The sequence below is a fragment of the Vibrio rubrogenes genome, from assembly GCF_059641415.1.
The window spans coordinates 16,717-32,638 of record NZ_JCARSY010000005.1 but is presented as its reverse complement, the minus strand read 5'-3'; the positions used below and the strand labels follow the sequence as shown (position 1 = coordinate 32,638).

Genomic DNA, 15,922 nt, shown 5'->3' with positions numbered 1-15,922 from the left:
ATCAACGCCTTTTACCAATAATAAGCCAGAAGAAAAACGGTACACCAATAATCGCTGTCACAATCCCAATCGGAAACAATGCGCCGGGGACAATTACTTTAGAAAGAACCGACGCACTAGACAGTAAAAAAGCACCGATCAGAAAGGATAACGGCAGAAAGAAACGCTGGTCTTCCCCCACCAACATCCGGGCAATATTCGGTGCGACAATCCCGACAAAACCAATGATGCCGACAAAACTGGTTGCGGTAGCTGTCATGACTGCAACGATAAACAGGGTTTTCAGGCGCAAACGAGCAACATGAACACCGAGACTTTTGGCCCGCTCCTCTCCCAGCCGCAACGCTGTCAGTTTCCAGGAGTCTTTCAATAACATCAATAAACAGATAACTGTCACGACTGCGGTAATAATCAGGTTTACCCAAGTGGCTTTCGAAAGACTACCAAATAGCCAAAACAGAATCTGCTGGCTCAATTCCGGAGAAGAAACGAACTGAACCAGTGATAACAATGATTGAAACAGGAAAAGTAATGCAATCCCGGCCAGAATTAACTGTCCGGAGGTAATATGACGCATCGTTGCTAACGCAAAAAGAAAACAAGCGGAAAGCATACAGCAAAAAAAAGCACCCAGTGGTACGGCAATGTATGATTCAAGCCCCAGAGAATCCATATAAAGCATCAACGCTGCACCAAACCCGGCGGCGGCAGCCATTCCCAATGTATAAGGGCTCGCCATCGAATTATTCAGCAACGTTTGCATTTCCGCGCCACCAATACCGAGCGAACCACCAACAATCACCGCCATCAAGGCAATCGGCAATCTGAGATTGGTCACGATGACTTGGGTCATCGGATCCACGGAAACGGAAAAACCCAACCACTGCAGTATGGCGTTACTAACCCGAGAGACGTCAAGCATCGACGGCCCGGTGGCAACATCGAGAATAAACGAAACAGCGAGTACTGCCAAAATGGTACCAATGACCGTCCAACGCCGTCTTTCATTAGCTCTCTGTTTCGCAACAGCTTCAAGCATTAAATTGACTTGCATGTTTTAACTCCAGTGACAATATGGCTTGAGCAGGCCATAACTTCTATCATGAATCGGTAACACGGACAGCAAAATCCCACCATACAATCATCATAAGCATTTCCCATTGATCTGACTCGAAGCGCAAATCACTGATGATGATCAGCTTAATTTAGAAAATCGAAAGATGCTGCATTATATATAAACAAATATGAGAGTCATTCTTATTTTCAAAATAATGTTATATCTGTCAGCATGAGATAGTTGATATCACAACGATTCGATGTTTAAAATCACTCACGCTCAAGCGGCCTCACCTCTTACTGCACAACCTAAAAGGACACATAGATATGATTCCGTCTTTCCCATCATCGATCCCCGTTGTGCTGACTATCGCAGGCAGCGATAGTAGTGGTGGCGCGGGGATTCAGGCCGATATCAAAACCATCTCCGCTACGGGCAGTTATGCTTGCTCAGTGATTACCGCGTCCACAGCCCAAAACACTCAAGGCGTATTCGATGTATTGCCGTTCCCTGTCAGTCATGTGACACAACAGCTTGATGCGGTATTCTCTGACTTAAATATTGTGGCCGTTAAAATCGGGATGCTCGCCAATGCAGAAATTGTAGAAGCGGTAGCCAACAAGCTTCAGGCAGTCCGTCCCCGCCATTTGGTTATCGACCCAGTACTGTTATCAACCAGCGGTCGAGCGTTATTGAGTCAAGCAGCCTTAAAGCCATTGCAAGAAATACTGCTCCCGATGGCAGATTTGGTCACGCCAAACCTTCCGGAAGCGGCAGTGCTATTGGGTTATCCGACAGATGATACAGGCGATGAGCCGACATGGGCGAGCCCCGGGATGATCGCAGATTTACAGCGACTCGGTTTACCTGCCATTTTACTCAAAGGTGGCCATGCCGATGATCCGCATTACAGCCAAGACTGGCTGATCACAGCAACAACAACAACGATGTTTAGCGCACCTCGGATTGATGAACAAAATACGCATGGTACAGGCTGTACTCTTGCTTCAGCCATCGCCTCTTACTTAGCCCGAGGCTATTCTCTATCTTCAGCCGTCGAAGCAGCTAAGCGCTATATTTCCGGTGCCATTCTTCATGCAAGTCAATTGGATGTGGGTCGGGGGAAAGGGCCGTTACATCATTTCTATCAACACGCTTTCGATCAATAATCAATACGCCCATCAATCACTCAGACGTATCCTGAATCAACCAATATAAACCGTAATCGGCATATTGGTTTGTTTCTCGATCGATTTCAGTCGGGACAATAATGCGGCACTAATGGCGTGTCCTGCGGTGAGCATCAGATTACCGTTGGGCAGATAGAGATCGCGTTTAATCACCATACCCGGTTTAATTTCACTCAGCCCGATACAAAGCTCGACACCTTCTTCAACCCGACTGGGTTGTTTAAGCATCTCAAGATATACCTCTACCACTTTAGGATCATACATTTCACCCGCCTGTTGCTTCAGGTATCCTTGCGCACTGCGGGTGGTCATTCTCTTCGGGTTATAAGGTGAAGCGACATAAAAGTCATAGTCTTTCACCACTTTAATGACTCTGGCACCGATCGGTATTTCCGGCCCTCGCAGATGATCGGGTCGTCCCAAGCCATTATAAAGTTCATCCTGATGACGAATAATCTCGACTAATGGCTCAAAGCGCTTGATCCGTTCGACAATCGTTGCACCGACAACCGCATTGGCACTCGGTGAAATCGGCACCTGACTTTCCGGATCGACTTTGGTCATTTCAATTTCCGCATCCCGGGCACCAATCAGACCAATCTGGTGCATGAGTCCACATAAATAGATATGGCCGATTTCTGTCTCCGGTAATTTCAGACGTTGTGCAACAGACTTCGCCTGATTGGCAATCCGTTCAGCGTGATCGGCAGGGAACCCCGTCCGATGCTGAATAATCGCTGTCACCATGCCCAGAATATCTCTGAACGTTTTATTCCGGCTTTTCAACAACAGTTCCAGCCGAGTATTCGACGTGCTTAAGGCTTGAGTTCTTTCTTGGACTTGTAATTCCAGTTGATGATTAAAATCGGATAACTTTTGGTTGGATACTTCCAGCGCCTGATTCATTGTTTCAAGCTGTTGATTACGGTCTTCGAGTTCTTGCGATAAGCGCTCTTTTTCTTTGGTTAAGCGGAAAAACTCAGCAGACTTAGCAATGATCAGTTTTAAATTTTCATTATCCCAAGGTTTACTGATGTAAGTGTGAATGCCACCGGCATTCACGGCTCTCACGGTGGACTGAATATCACTGTATCCGGTCAGTAGAATACGGATAGCATCAGGCGCGATTTCTTTCGCCTGAGATAAAAACTCCGCACCATCCATCTCGGGCATTCGCATATCGGAAATAATGATTGAGACTTCGTTCTCTTTCAAATACGTCAATGCTTCCCGCCCATCACTAAAACTCACGACATCATAATCAAGGCGAAGCACCCGATTAAGCGCTTTCAGAATATCATTTTCATCATCCAATAAGAGCAGTGTCAGTCGTTCCGACGCTGTAGCATGACTTTCCATGATGATCGCTCCCGCTTCTGTTAGCTTATCAGAACAATATGATGCTTACTCTGATAAGGTCGGACTACCAACCCCGAATCACCGCTAAGGGAATTTTCTCTGTAAGTAATTCAATTATATTATACTTTTCAAGGATTGGTAAAAAATGTACCGGAAGCTGCCATATTCATCCTGATTTAGTCGCAGAAATGAATCTTGAGCTCCCTGTGGCAGGAATTTTAGAACCGAGCACGCATGATCAAGCCTCATAAAATGCCCGCCAATATACGAACATCAATATACGAATCGCGCCTAAGGCATACTAACAACACAAGGCAAGCGAATCTCAGCTAAAGTCCCTTTGCCTAACTCAGACTCAATGGAGATGAGACCGAAATACTCTTCAATAATTTCTTTGGCAACAGATAATCCTAATCCGGCACCGCTCCCCACTTGCTTGGTGGTAAAAAACGGGTCAAAAATATGTTGCAAATGTTCCTCGGGAATCCCTTTACCATTGTCTTGAATCGATAGACAAAGATTACGCTTTCTCGGCATGAGCACACTGGTTTCATATGTCAGCCGGATGCGAATGACTCCATCAGTATGTGTAATCGATTGGAAAGCATTCATGAGCAGGTGGATAAACGCCTGTTGCAGCTTATTGGATTGCCCTTTGACGTACATGGGGCGTTCTGGTGTCTGATAATCAACCTTAGCCCGCATCTTGAGCTCACCCAGAATCAGTCCCAACGATGAACTAATCACATCCCGTAGATCAACCACTCCGACGTTTGAACCGGATACATGGTTATAGACATTCAAACTCGAAACAACATTCTGAATTCGGGTGAGTCCTTCAAGCGTCTCTGAGATGATATCTGCACTATCATCCAGCATCTCTTCTACGGATGATTTTTGTGTCTCAGACAGTGTCGAAACGGACTGTTTAAATTGCCTCATATAGGCACTTAACGTGCCTAAATTACTCATGATGAATCCCAGAGGATTATTAATTTCGTGAGCAACACCAGCCGCTAATTTCCCTAAAGAGGCAAATTTCTCGGTCTGTTCAACATCCCGATTGTGATACATCATCTCGGTCGACGTAATATAAGTAAGTGCAACCTTCACCACTTCAATAATGTAATGCAATGTCCCTAAGCTGCTCTGCTGCCACAGCACTTCAGAGTCGGAAGTCAGGAGCATCATGTAATGACGAGAACGAATCTGAACCGTCACAATCAGCGCTTTGCTCATTGTCGGGAAAAAAGGTGCATAGTGTTCAGTCCAGAAACTGGATCGTTCGAGTTGCTCAATGAAACAGAGCTCGTCTTGAGTGAACGTCGGGAAGAAGTGGTCTCGGACCGGACCGGTCAATACCGGACGAGAGCGTATCAAACGAAGAGAACCCAACTCATGGATAGCAAATAGATAGACGTCTGTATCCGGAAAGGTCTCGCTCATGAAGTCCACAAACAGATCGAGGCTGTCGTCCTGACTCTCCGTTGTCAGCATCAGCCGCAGGATATCCAGAGCAAAATCTTGTTCTGCACATAACGGCCCTGCTTCGGAGAGAATCACTGGCTTGACTTGAATGTCGTTTTCTATTGACGAATGTCCCACATTATCGGTCCTTCAGTATTCAGGCCAAAACCAGAAAACGTGACTCAACTTGTTGCTTGTTCAACGGCTTCATCGGTTGCAGTCACTTCATCGATAGGGAGCTGAATAATAAATTCACTGCCAGCCCCGACCTCACTCTGGACAGCAATTGTACCCTTATGTGTTTTAATAATTCCATAAGAGACAGATAATCCCAACCCAGTGCCGGATCCAACGGCTTTTGTGGTAAAGAAAGGGTCAAAGATGCGATCCTGAATTTCAGGAGGAATGCCCGTCCCCGTATCACGAATCCGAATTTCAACATAGTGATTATTGGCTTGATGAACGGAGATATAAATCGTCCCTTCCCCTTCAATCGCCTGACTGGCGTTCAATAAAATGTTCAGCAGCACCTGATTGATTTGCATGGGCTGACAATAAACATCCGGAACATCAGCCTGGTAATCTTTTTCAATCGTAATACTGTATTTAATCTCGTTATGAATAATTTTCAGTGTCGATTCAATACCATTCACAATGCTGGCGTATCCCCACTCCGAACCATCAATATGTGAGAAATCTTTCAGGTTTTTCACAATAGACATCACTCGGGATGAACCTTCCAATGACTCCTGAATTAAATCTGATGTATCTTCCAAAATAAAGTTAACTTGCTGCTGATGTAACACGGCCTCACAATGTTCTGCCAACGCACTGTCACCTGCTTCATCAATCATCTTTTTCATCTTATCAATGACTTGAGCCAAGCGTTGAAAGTAATCATGTAGGGTCTGAATATTCGATGTAATAAAACCGACCGGATTATTAATCTCATGAGCAATCCCCGCTGATAACTGGCCGATAGATGCCATTTTTTCAGATTGGATTAATTGCCCTTGAGTATCTTCCAGTTTCTTAATCAACGTTTTTTGTTCTTGATGCTCGGCTTCCAACTGTTGTGAAATCTTCCGCAGCTGTGCTTGCTGGCTGGCTTGAATCGTCACGTCATAAATACAAAGACAAACATGCTCAATAGAGCCATCTTCATTATGAATAGGGATCACTTCCAGGTTTTGGAACATTTGTTCCTCTTCACCTGAGACCGGGCGAGAACTTTTGAAAGGCAAGACGTGTGGTTTTTGCTCCCATGATGAAAAACTCGATGACTCAATCACTAATGCGGTATCAATCTTTCGCTTCAGATAATCAGCAGACTGAGGGAAAAGCGTCAGAATATTTTGCCCTTGCATCGTATCACCTGCATAGATTGCTCGTGACTGAAAATACTCATTTGCTTTAACAATCACGTAATCATTGCGAATAATACACAATGCAAAATTGAGCTGGTCTAATAGATCTGACAGCAATAACCTACTTTTAGCCATACTGACTCCTATAATAATTCATCTAGGCGCTCAAGCATCCTGTCTAATTCTCTGTCAGCAAAACAGATAATCGTTCTCGCTGCAAACGAATCTTTTTCAATCAGAAACGAAATTTCCATAATCAACGAAAGTTTCCACTCAGACACGGGTAAAGGCTGTTTCGAGGGTTCAAATAGCACTGGTGGCTGAATTTTAGTTTTGACTTCGATTTGTTCACACAACCCTTTAAGACTTGCCCCAGACAAAATATTTGAGATGTCGAGAATACTTTCGTCTACATTGATTGAATCTGAAGTATACCCTTTGACGCGGTTCAGATCCGCCACGACCTGTTGACATCCGAGACGGCTGATCAAGGTAATCAGCTCACCATCCATACCACCAAAAAATGATTGTCGCGTATAATAGTAATCCATCTCTGATTTTTTCAAACGGGCTAAGTCTTCATCGGTGGCTAAACGAATGTTTGGCACAGAAATGGTAACATGGAGATCCAATAAGGTCGCGAGCTTATTCGCTGCTCTCCCCATCGATATATTCATAAACTCTTGAAGCGCATCTTGATGATCTGCAGAAAAAACCGTATTCATAACAATCCTACCCCATGTAATACATGCTCCAATTGCGTCGGGTCTAACGGCTTCTGAATAAATGACGCAGCACCTAATTGTTTGACTCTTTCCTGAGAATAAGGCTGAATATCTGCACTAATCACGATCACCACACTTTTAGCATCAATCTGATGCAGGTGCTCCAACACCTGAAAACCATCCATTTCAGGCATGGTTAAATCGAGAAACATGACATCCGCGAGTCCCTGATTATAATTGCTGATCGCCTCTTTCCCGTTTGACGCTTCATAAATATTCACATCCCACCGCTCAGGTAAGGCTCTCATCACTGACTTACGCGACATTTTTGAATCATCTGCTATCGTTACATTGATTGCCATTGGCATCTCCCCTCACATTCAAGAAATCATCAACGCTGTTGTGACATTATTTGTCATCATATTGTTTTTAATCATATTTTTTATCATTTTGTATGCTATTTCTAATACTTATGCTGTTTCTAATAATAAAGGGATTAACGCCAACACGGCGTTACCAACAAAATCGGGTAATTGCTCAGCGACTTGCTTGAGTTGTGTCTCAGTTTTGAATTTCTCAATCATGTAAGCCAAACCGACAATGCTTCCGTACACGACCGTCTCATTCTGACTGAGGAAATCGATATGGCTCTGAGATAGAATCATGTCACCGATATCGATCTCATATCCCCATAAAATCAGCAGGTAAGCCGCCGCAACATGGTGGTCATAGTAACCTTCCTGCAACCCCAGATATGTTCTGATATTTTCAAGCGTCGCACCTTCTTCCAACACAAGCAGAGTGCCGATAGACGTTAATAGACTGGCAACAAACACTTTATCCTGTTCACGACGGGCAAGATTCATCTCTTTTGCGATCGATCTTGCAATCGATCCAACCTTCAAGGCTCGTTCTGCGACCTGCTTATGCTGACTCGGTGAAACCCGGTGATGAGGGATTTGAGTTAATAAAGAAACAGCAATTGTTTCAATCAATGTCGCTCCAAGTCGGCTGACCGCTTCAGAGAGTGAATCGGTATGTCTTCTGAACCCAAAGTAAGATGAATTGGCAATTTGAAAGATCCGGGCGACTAACGAGGGTTCATGACTAATAACATCCGCCATTAAATGCATATCACAATTGGGTGAGGCGATCACACCCTGCAATTCATGAACGGTATTCGGCAGTACCGGCAAACCGGATAAAGAACCCAACTTCTGACGACATTCGGCATTAAACGGCATTTTATGTAAACGTTCGGCACACTGAAACAGATGCTCAAAATCTTCCTGAGTAAATGGTTTAGGTAAGACAAAGTGGGCATAACCGTGAGCTTTTTGAGGTAATTCTTGCGTTGTATCTCCCGTCAATAGTACCCGGATTGACTCCGGCAAATTCATTTTGACTTCATTGAGCAACGCATCCCCACGCTTCTTTGGCATCAATAAATCAGAAATAAAGATCGCTGGATGCTCAATCTCAGAAGCCGCCATGATCTCCTCCCACCGCATCGGCTCATCGAGGAGAAGAAACCGCCATTCGGGACGTAAACGACGAACCAGACGGCCAATGGCTTTTAACATAAATTCATCGTCATCAACACATACAACTTCAAGACTTGCCATAGTCCAATCCTTAACTCGCAGACTCTAAATAATGGTTAATCTCTCGTGTCAACTCATGACACCATTGTTCAACCACACTGAGCTGAGTCGTCTGCGCACAAATATTATCCGCTTCATTAAGCGAATCCGTTTCAATTTTCTGGAGGACCTCAGCCAGCTCATCAGCACCAATAAAGCGGGCTGATGATTTCATCCGGTGAGATGTCATCCTGACATGCTGTACATCACCTTCCTGCCAGTAAGATCGCAGTTGGGACAGTGACTCGTCCAGTGAAGTTAGATAACCGCTAAGCATCTCACCAACATTCTCTTCCCCAACCATATCTGCAACCCTTGCCGGCTGGAAATACTGTAAGTTCGCCATGATAATTCCCCATGGTAACTGAGCTAAAAACGATACGTGATATTTACGAACGCTGTTTTCTCAATGCGTTAGGTTTAGTGTAGCTGATTCTCAGCAACGCGAAGGGCCAAAACAGTGCGCCTGTTAACAGAAATCTCGATGTTCTGTCAGGGGAAAATAAAAAATCCCCCGAAAGTTGCCTCCGAGGGATTAATCGATGCAGCGATCATCATAACAGGCTGTCGATTCCGCGACTCAGCAATCTCTGACGGCGTCTCTTTAATCGTCACATCAACGGGGGTGCCCGGACGGTTCAGAAGATAGCTGAGATCACTTGATATACTCAACAGATCTCCCGTGGCTGCCCCGGTTTCAGCGTTTCCTAACACCATTGAAAATGGTGCTGGAACACCAGCACTTTCCAACGCGTGGACAAGAGTCGGCTTCAGACAAATTCTGATAAGCAATTGATTGTCCCGTAGCTTCAGACAGATAATCCGCAAATTCAGCCAGTGTGAAACCATGATCACCGGTCGTTGGGGGATTTTGGTATTAATTGCTGCATGACGGCACGCGACATCGCTTTTTTGGTATTAAGTGAACTCATGAACTCAGGAAGAAAATTACCGGGATTAGTGAAAAGATGCTGTCGCAGACGCTGCAAACTTTAGAACGTGATGGTTTTCTAACGCGGATTGCTCATCCACCACCTCATGTCGAATTCGAATATCAGCTCACCCCGCATGGCCCACCGTGACACAAAAAGCAGCGGTCCTTGTAAGGGCTCGAAGACAATATTATCGATATCCAGAGTATTCAACATCAATATGATCAGGCACGGATAGCACACAAATCACCACTTCAGGCAAAAAAATAAGCGTGCCAAAAGCACGCTTATCCATCACAAACAAGTGATATTCAGTCTTATCATTTATTGCTCGATTGTTTCCAAAACCGATGAAACCTGAGTAGACTTTTGATGATCAGCGGCACGCCAACCACCACCGAGTGCTTTATATAAATTGATCCGACTCAGCAGCAAATTCAAATGCGACGACAGTTCACTCTCTCGGGCACTAAATAATGACCGTTGCGCGTCCAGTAAGTCCATATAACTGTCATTACCTTTTTCATAGCGCATTTTTGCCAGCTCATAATAGTCTTTATTTGCTTCCAGATTTAACTTTTGAGCATTCCATTCTTCCATATAATATTGCTGCCCCAACAATGAATCTGACACTTCCTTGAATGCCGTTTCAATGGTTTGCTGGTAAGTAACAACCGATTCCGCTTTAGTTATTTTCGCAACATCCAGAGAAGCTTGATTATTTCCCCAATCAAAAATCGGTATCGATATCTTCGGAACAAACTGCCACATCCCAGAGGAAGAACTGAATAAGTCATTCAGATCACTACTCATACTCCCTGCACTCGCAGTTAAACTGATTGTTGGGAAAAACGCAGCTCTGGCAGCACCAACATTTGCATTCGCAGCCTTGAGTGAATGTTCCGCAGCCAAGATGTCCGGTCGGGAAAGTAACACTTCAGAAGAAACTCCGATTTTCAATGAAGTCAGCATCTGGTCTTTTTCATCTGGTAAATGGGCATCAATTTCCTGACTTATCGGTGCACCCACCAACTGTCTCAGCGTATTATATTCCTGAGCAACCGATAGCTTGTATGTTGCAAGCGTCGCTTCTGCACTATGAAGTGCAGTCTTACTTTGTGCCAGAGTTAATGCGCTGCTGTATCCTGAATCATACCGAGTTTGAACTAGCTCCAGTGTTTCCCTGTATGCTTTCACCGTATCTTCCGTTAATCGCAACAGCTCTTGTTCAGTCAGCAAATTAATGTATGAAGATGCAACTTCAGCAACTAGAGAAATGACAGCACTTCTGCGATTTTCATCCTCAGCCAGATAAGATTCAAGTGCCTGTGACGACAGATTTTTCAGTCGGCCAAACAGATCCAGTTCATAGCTGCTCACCCCGACGGTTGCTGAATATTCCGAACTATAAGAAGTACCGTTACCCGTTAATGCATCAGAAGTTCTCTCACGGGTACCGCTTCCGTTAAAATTCAGCCCCGGATATCTTTCACTATCCTGAATCCGGTATTCTGCTCTTAAAGAGGCAACACTAAGCAATGTTTGTCTCAGATCTTTATTATGAGCAAGTGCAGATTCAACCAATTTTTGTAACTGTGGATCTGCCATAAATGAACGCCAGTCGGGCAGCACCGATTCATTGCTCGGTGCAGTATTGGTACTGACTCCGGTCCAACCTTCAGTCGACGGAGAAGCAGGACGTTGATAGTCTGGAGCAAGACTACATCCACCAAGTACGACGGCAACCAGAACTGGCAATAATTTAATTTGCATCAGCGCTCTCCTCAGACGGCTGGTTGTTATCAAATCCAATTTGTCTCGGCTTTGTTCTGAACAAGCGCATGACGAAGACAAAAAATACCGGAACAAAAAAGATGGAAAGCACGGTTACGGAAACCATCCCACCAACAACCCCCCATCCAATTGCATGCCGACTTGCCGCACCCGCTCCCGAACTCAATGCCAGAGGGAGGACTCCGAGAATAAATGCAAACGATGTCATCAGAATCGGGCGTAACCGCATTCGGGACGCTTCAACGGTTGCTTTGAACAAGTCCATACCTTCGTCATATTGTGCTTTGGCAAATTCAACAATCAAAATCGCATTTTTGGCAGAGAGCCCCACGGTTGTCAACAGACCCACCTGGAAGTAGATATCATTGGATAGCCCTTTGAGCATTGTGGCAGCCACCGCCCCAAAGATCCCCAAAGGCACAACCAGAATAACTGAAAACGGCACACTCCAGCTTTCATACAATGCTGCAAGAGATAAAAACACAATCAACAGCGAAATTGCATATAACAAACCTGCTTTTGCGCCTGACTGTTTTTCCTGATAGGAAATTCCCCCCCATTCAACACCAACGCCACTCGGTAACTGACGGACAATTTCTTCAATCGCGGTCATTGCCTCCCCAGTACTTTTCCCCTGAGGTGCAGCCCCTTGGATATTAACAGAAGGTAACCCATTGAACCGTTCCAAACGCGGAGAACCATACGTCCAGTAGGTTTTAGCAAAGGCACTAAACGGAACCATATCGCCATCACTATTGCGAACATGCCAAAGTTCAAAATCTTTTGGATTCATCCGATATGGCGCATCCGCCTGCACATACACTTTCTTAATCCGGCCATTATCAATAAAATCATTCACATAAGAAGAGCCCCATGCTACTGACAATGTTGAATCAATATCGTCTACCGAGATCCCCATGGCCATCGCTTTTTCATAATCGAGATCAATCCGTAGCTGTGGTGAATCCTCCATCCCATTCGGACGAACTTGCGCCAGATTCGGATTCTGCGCCGCCATACCAAGTAACTGATTCCTCGCCTGAATCAATTTATCGTGACCTAGATTTCCTTCATCAACCAAGTAGGCATCAAAACCACTGGCGGTTCCCAATGACGGTATAACCGGAAGATTGAACGTATAGATTTGGGCTTCTTTTAATTGAGAGAAAGCGCCCCAAGCCCGACCAATTACAGCATTGGCTGACTGTGCAGGACTTTGTCGCTGACTCCAATCTTTAAACTTGACGAAAGCCATCCCCATATTTTGACCGCGTCCGGCAAAACTAAAGCCAGCAATAGTAAATACGGAGTCAACATTCTCTTTTTCATCTTGAAGAAAGTGTTGGCTCACCTTCTTCATGACACTCAAAGTCCGTTCCTGACTGGCACCCGTTGGCAGTTTGACCATCACCATAATTGAGCCTTGGTCTTCTTCAGGCAGAAATGATGTCGGTAGTTTCGTCCACATCATCCATAATCCACCCGCGATCAAAATATAAATCACTAAATAGCGAAGTTTACTCGTCAACCCATGTTCAACGACCCCTTTATAACGCATCGTCCCTTTATCAAGAAGTCGGTTAAAGAGTGCAATTGGTCCTCGCTTGATGATATGGTGGTTTTCATTAATTGGACGAAGAATCGTTGCACATAAAGCTGGCGTCAAAATCATCGCCACTAAAACAGATAACACCATTGCTGAAACGATTGTGACTGAAAATTGGCGATAAATTTCACCGGAAGCACCACCAAAAAATGCCATCGGTATAAATACCGCACTTAATACCAGTGCAATACCAACTAAAGCCCCCGTAATTTGTCCCATTGATTTACGGGTCGCCTCAAGGGGAGATAAGCCCTCTTCAGTCATCACCCGTTCAACGTTTTCAACAACAACGATCGCATCATCCACCAGCAACCCAATCGCCAACACCAGCCCAAACATGGTCAGTGTATTGATTGAATAATCAAAAGCAGCCATCACCCCAAAGGTACCCAGTAATACAACAGGGACGGCTATCGTCGGAATTAAAGTCGCCCGGAAGTTTTGCAGGAACAGATACATCACCAAAAAGACCAGCACGATCGCTTCAATCAGGGTATGTATAACTTCTTCAATAGATATTTTGACAAATGGTGTCGTGTCATACGGATAAACCACTTTCAGCGTCTTAGGGAAGAATTTGGATAATTCATCCACTTTTTCATGGACGAGAGTGGCTGTATCTAATGCATTAGCTCCCGTTGCCAGCTTCACCGCAATCCCCGTAGAGTACATGCCATTAAATTTGCTGACTACGTTATAGCTTTCTGCCCCCATTTCAATACGTGCAATATCTCTTAATCGAATCTGCGCCCCATTGGTATCCACTTTAAGCAAGATGTTGCTGAAATCATCAACCGTGCTAAGACGGCCTTGTGCAGTAATCGTAGCATTCAGTTGCTGTCCCTTGACAGCAGGTGTACCACCAATTTGCCCAACGGAAACCTGCGCATTCTGGGCCTGAATTGCATTCACAACATCATCAGTTGTCAGGCTATAATTGTTTAGTTTATTAGGATCAAGCCAAATACGCATCGAATGCTGCGAACCAAATATAGTCACTTCACCAACGCCCTGGACGCGGCTCAACCGATCTTTTACATTTGAAACCATATAATCAGCCAACTCATGATCACTCATTGAGCCATCGGTTGAAACAAAACCGACAATCAACAAGAAACTACTGGTTGATTTTGTTACTGTAATCCCTTGGTTAACAACAGAATCTGGTAGGACGGATTCAACGACTGAAAGCTTATTCTGCACCTGAACCTGGGCAATATCCGGATCAGTTCCAGTTGCGAACGTCAATTCAGTTGTGAAATTCCCCGAAGAATCACTGGAAGATGTCATGTATAAGAGGTTATCGAGACCGTTCATATTTTGCTCGATAACCTGCGTCACGTTCTCTTCAACGGTTTTTGCTGATGCACCAGTATAACTTCCGCTAATACTCACGCTAGGTGGGGCGATCTTCGGATACTGTTCTATCGGTAGTGTCTTAATAGCCAAGACACCTATCAGCATGATAAGGATTGCAATCACCCATGCAAATATAGGTCTGTCTATAAAAAAACGGGCCATAAATTACTGCTCCTGCTTCGCATCAATCTGACTTACAGTAACTGTACGTCCGACCTGAATATTCTGTAAGCCATTCACGATGACTTTGTCACCTGCTTTTAACCCTGAATCAACCAGCCAGTCAGGTCCTATAATTCGGTTCGTTACAATCACCTGATCTTGAACTTTATTATTGTCATCAACAAGCATGACATGAGCTTGCCCCTGAACATCCCGGCTCACAGCCGCCTGAGGAACTAGAATGCCATTTTTCCGTTTTTCAACAGGTACATCAGCACGAACATAGAGTCCGGGTAATAACGCTTGATTCGGATTGGGTAACAGGGCACGTAGGTTTACTGTACCTGTTTTTTCATCCACACTCACATCAGCAAACTGTAACGTCGCTTCCTGATCAATTTTTGTACCGTCATCCAAACTCAGCTTAATACCGCTGAGTTTCTGGTTACTAGCGGTCTGTTTTTTCATTTTCAGGAGTTCATTACTGGATTGGGAGAGATCGACGTACAAAGGATCAAGTTGCTGAATAGTGGCCAGATAGTCGGTCTGATTTGCTGTAACCAGCGCGCCTTCTGTCACCGCTGATTTCCCGATACGACCAGAGATCGGTGCTTTGATCTTAGTATAATCAAGATTAATCTGTGCGGACTTCACAGCCGCTTCCCCTGCCATAACTGAGGCAACAGCAGCACGATAGGTCGCCTGGGCATCTTCATAATCCTGTTCACTAACGGCACGTTTTTTTACCAAGCCTTTATAGCGATCAACTTGCAATTTCGCTTTTATCAGCGTTGCATTAGCTGAAGCCAGATCTGCTTTTGCACTATCGAGAGACGCCTCATAAGTCGCAGGATCGATTTGATATAAAACATCACCACTTTTAACCATGCTTCCCTCAACAAAGAAGCGTTTTAAAATAATTCCAGCGACTTGCGGACGAACTTCAGCCACACGATAGGCGCTCGTCCGTCCCGGAAGTCGTGTCGTCAGCTCAACGGGGCGAGGCTGAATTACAACTGTATCAACCGCAACAGCCTGAGGCGCCTGATTTACCGCAACCTTTTGTGCTTCTGGTTGACATCCAGTGAGTGCCAGCGTCAAACCAATCGCAATCAAAGATTGGCGATAAAAGGGAAAAGTTTTCATCATGCATTACTCTCCTAAAACTATGCTACTGGCACTGAAGTAACACCACTTCAGCACCTCATTCCTTATTCTGTACGTGATTCAGTCATCATTGTGTTCACAGTGACCACCGCGA

General features: G+C 44.8%; 14 protein-coding genes. 2 read left to right on the top strand and 12 right to left on the bottom strand.

Going from position 1 to position 15,922, the window contains the following annotated elements; all coding sequences use genetic code 11:
• Position 1: 1 nt before the first annotated feature.
• Complete coding sequence (locus AC55NX_RS05460; RefSeq protein ID WP_496994829.1) at positions 2-1,054, bottom strand: FecCD family ABC transporter permease; 1,053 nt, start codon at positions 1,052-1,054, stop codon at positions 2-4.
• Between the two features lie 329 nt (positions 1,055-1,383).
• On the opposite strand from AC55NX_RS05460, the gene thiD reads away from it, so the two are divergent.
• Positions 1,384-2,226 (top strand): bifunctional hydroxymethylpyrimidine kinase/phosphomethylpyrimidine kinase, encoded by an 843-nt coding sequence (thiD, locus tag AC55NX_RS05455; protein WP_496994828.1) that lies wholly within the window; start codon positions 1,384-1,386, stop codon positions 2,224-2,226.
• 36 nt (positions 2,227-2,262) lie between these two features.
• On the opposite strand, the gene AC55NX_RS05450 is transcribed toward thiD, so the two are convergent.
• The 8 genes from AC55NX_RS05450 to AC55NX_RS05415 all read right to left on the bottom strand — a co-directional run bounded on the left by AC55NX_RS05450 (position 2,263) and on the right by AC55NX_RS05415 (position 9,657).
• The gene (locus AC55NX_RS05450) at positions 2,263-3,606 is read right to left on the bottom strand and encodes a response regulator (protein ID WP_496994827.1); all 1,344 of its coding nucleotides are present in this window, start codon (positions 3,604-3,606) and stop codon (positions 2,263-2,265) included.
• Between the two features lie 291 nt (positions 3,607-3,897).
• Positions 3,898-5,211 carry a sensor histidine kinase gene (locus AC55NX_RS05445; RefSeq protein WP_496994826.1) on the bottom strand — a complete coding sequence of 438 codons (1,314 nt, stop codon included), beginning with the start codon at positions 5,209-5,211 and terminating at the stop codon, positions 3,898-3,900.
• 44 nt (positions 5,212-5,255) lie between these two features.
• Positions 5,256-6,575, bottom strand: coding sequence for a sensor histidine kinase (locus AC55NX_RS05440; RefSeq protein ID WP_496994825.1), 1,320 nt, complete (start codon positions 6,573-6,575; stop codon positions 5,256-5,258).
• A gap of 8 nt (positions 6,576-6,583) precedes the next feature.
• Positions 6,584-7,165, bottom strand: coding sequence for a chemotaxis protein CheC (locus AC55NX_RS05435; protein ID WP_496994824.1), 582 nt, complete (start codon positions 7,163-7,165; stop codon positions 6,584-6,586).
• The gene (locus AC55NX_RS05430) at positions 7,162-7,527 is read right to left on the bottom strand and encodes a response regulator (RefSeq protein WP_496994823.1); all 366 of its coding nucleotides are present in this window, start codon (positions 7,525-7,527) and stop codon (positions 7,162-7,164) included. The genes AC55NX_RS05435 and AC55NX_RS05430 overlap by 4 nt, the downstream gene beginning before the upstream one ends.
• Positions 7,528-7,635: 108 nt before the next feature.
• Positions 7,636-8,790 carry an HDOD domain-containing protein gene (locus AC55NX_RS05425; RefSeq protein ID WP_496994822.1) on the bottom strand — a complete coding sequence of 385 codons (1,155 nt, stop codon included), beginning with the start codon at positions 8,788-8,790 and terminating at the stop codon, positions 7,636-7,638.
• A gap of 10 nt (positions 8,791-8,800) precedes the next feature.
• Complete coding sequence (locus tag AC55NX_RS05420; RefSeq protein WP_496994821.1) at positions 8,801-9,154, bottom strand: Hpt domain-containing protein; 354 nt, start codon at positions 9,152-9,154, stop codon at positions 8,801-8,803.
• A 146-nt stretch (positions 9,155-9,300) separates the two neighbouring features.
• Complete coding sequence (locus AC55NX_RS05415) at positions 9,301-9,657, bottom strand: hypothetical protein (RefSeq protein ID WP_496994820.1); 357 nt, start codon at positions 9,655-9,657, stop codon at positions 9,301-9,303.
• 119 nt (positions 9,658-9,776) lie between these two features.
• Here AC55NX_RS05415 and AC55NX_RS05410 point away from each other — a divergent pair, with 119 nt between their 5' ends.
• The gene (locus tag AC55NX_RS05410; RefSeq protein WP_496994819.1) at positions 9,777-9,890 is read left to right on the top strand and encodes a winged helix-turn-helix transcriptional regulator; all 114 of its coding nucleotides are present in this window, start codon (positions 9,777-9,779) and stop codon (positions 9,888-9,890) included.
• 174 nt (positions 9,891-10,064) lie between these two features.
• On the opposite strand, the gene AC55NX_RS05405 is transcribed toward AC55NX_RS05410, so the two are convergent.
• The 3 genes from AC55NX_RS05405 to AC55NX_RS05395 are packed head-to-tail and all read right to left on the bottom strand — an operon-like array spanning position 10,065 to position 15,810.
• Entirely contained in the window at positions 10,065-11,513 is a 1,449-nt protein-coding gene (locus AC55NX_RS05405) for an efflux transporter outer membrane subunit (RefSeq protein ID WP_496994818.1), read from the bottom strand.
• Positions 11,503-14,661 (bottom strand): efflux RND transporter permease subunit, encoded by a 3,159-nt coding sequence (locus tag AC55NX_RS05400; RefSeq protein ID WP_496994817.1) that lies wholly within the window; start codon positions 14,659-14,661, stop codon positions 11,503-11,505. The genes AC55NX_RS05405 and AC55NX_RS05400 overlap by 11 nt, the downstream gene beginning before the upstream one ends.
• 3 nt (positions 14,662-14,664) lie before the next feature.
• Positions 14,665-15,810 (bottom strand): efflux RND transporter periplasmic adaptor subunit, encoded by a 1,146-nt coding sequence (locus tag AC55NX_RS05395; protein WP_496994816.1) that lies wholly within the window; start codon positions 15,808-15,810, stop codon positions 14,665-14,667.
• Between the last annotated feature and the right edge of the window lie 112 nt (positions 15,811-15,922).

What these genes read in the sequence shown, in the direction of transcription:
- AC55NX_RS05460 (WP_496994829.1), bottom strand. Translation starts at nt 1,054, where the DNA reads ATGCAAGTCAATTTAATGCTTGAAGCTGTTGCGAAACAGAGAGCTAAT.
- thiD (WP_496994828.1), top strand. Translation starts at nt 1,384, where the DNA reads ATGATTCCGTCTTTCCCATCATCGATCCCCGTTGTGCTGACTATCGCA.
- AC55NX_RS05450 (WP_496994827.1), bottom strand. Translation starts at nt 3,606, where the DNA reads ATGGAAAGTCATGCTACAGCGTCGGAACGACTGACACTGCTCTTATTG.
- AC55NX_RS05440 (WP_496994825.1), bottom strand. Translation starts at nt 6,575, where the DNA reads ATGGCTAAAAGTAGGTTATTGCTGTCAGATCTATTAGACCAGCTCAAT.
- AC55NX_RS05435 (WP_496994824.1), bottom strand. Translation starts at nt 7,165, where the DNA reads ATGAATACGGTTTTTTCTGCAGATCATCAAGATGCGCTTCAAGAGTTT.
- AC55NX_RS05430 (WP_496994823.1), bottom strand. Translation starts at nt 7,527, where the DNA reads ATGGCAATCAATGTAACGATAGCAGATGATTCAAAAATGTCGCGTAAG.
- AC55NX_RS05425 (WP_496994822.1), bottom strand. Translation starts at nt 8,790, where the DNA reads ATGGCAAGTCTTGAAGTTGTATGTGTTGATGACGATGAATTTATGTTA.
- AC55NX_RS05420 (WP_496994821.1), bottom strand. Translation starts at nt 9,154, where the DNA reads ATGGCGAACTTACAGTATTTCCAGCCGGCAAGGGTTGCAGATATGGTT.
- AC55NX_RS05415 (WP_496994820.1), bottom strand. Translation starts at nt 9,657, where the DNA reads ATGGTTTCACACTGGCTGAATTTGCGGATTATCTGTCTGAAGCTACGG.
- AC55NX_RS05410 (WP_496994819.1), top strand. Translation starts at nt 9,777, where the DNA reads ATGCTGTCGCAGACGCTGCAAACTTTAGAACGTGATGGTTTTCTAACG.
- AC55NX_RS05405 (WP_496994818.1), bottom strand. Translation starts at nt 11,513, where the DNA reads ATGCAAATTAAATTATTGCCAGTTCTGGTTGCCGTCGTACTTGGTGGA.
- AC55NX_RS05400 (WP_496994817.1), bottom strand. Translation starts at nt 14,661, where the DNA reads ATGGCCCGTTTTTTTATAGACAGACCTATATTTGCATGGGTGATTGCA.
- AC55NX_RS05395 (WP_496994816.1), bottom strand. Translation starts at nt 15,810, where the DNA reads ATGATGAAAACTTTTCCCTTTTATCGCCAATCTTTGATTGCGATTGGT.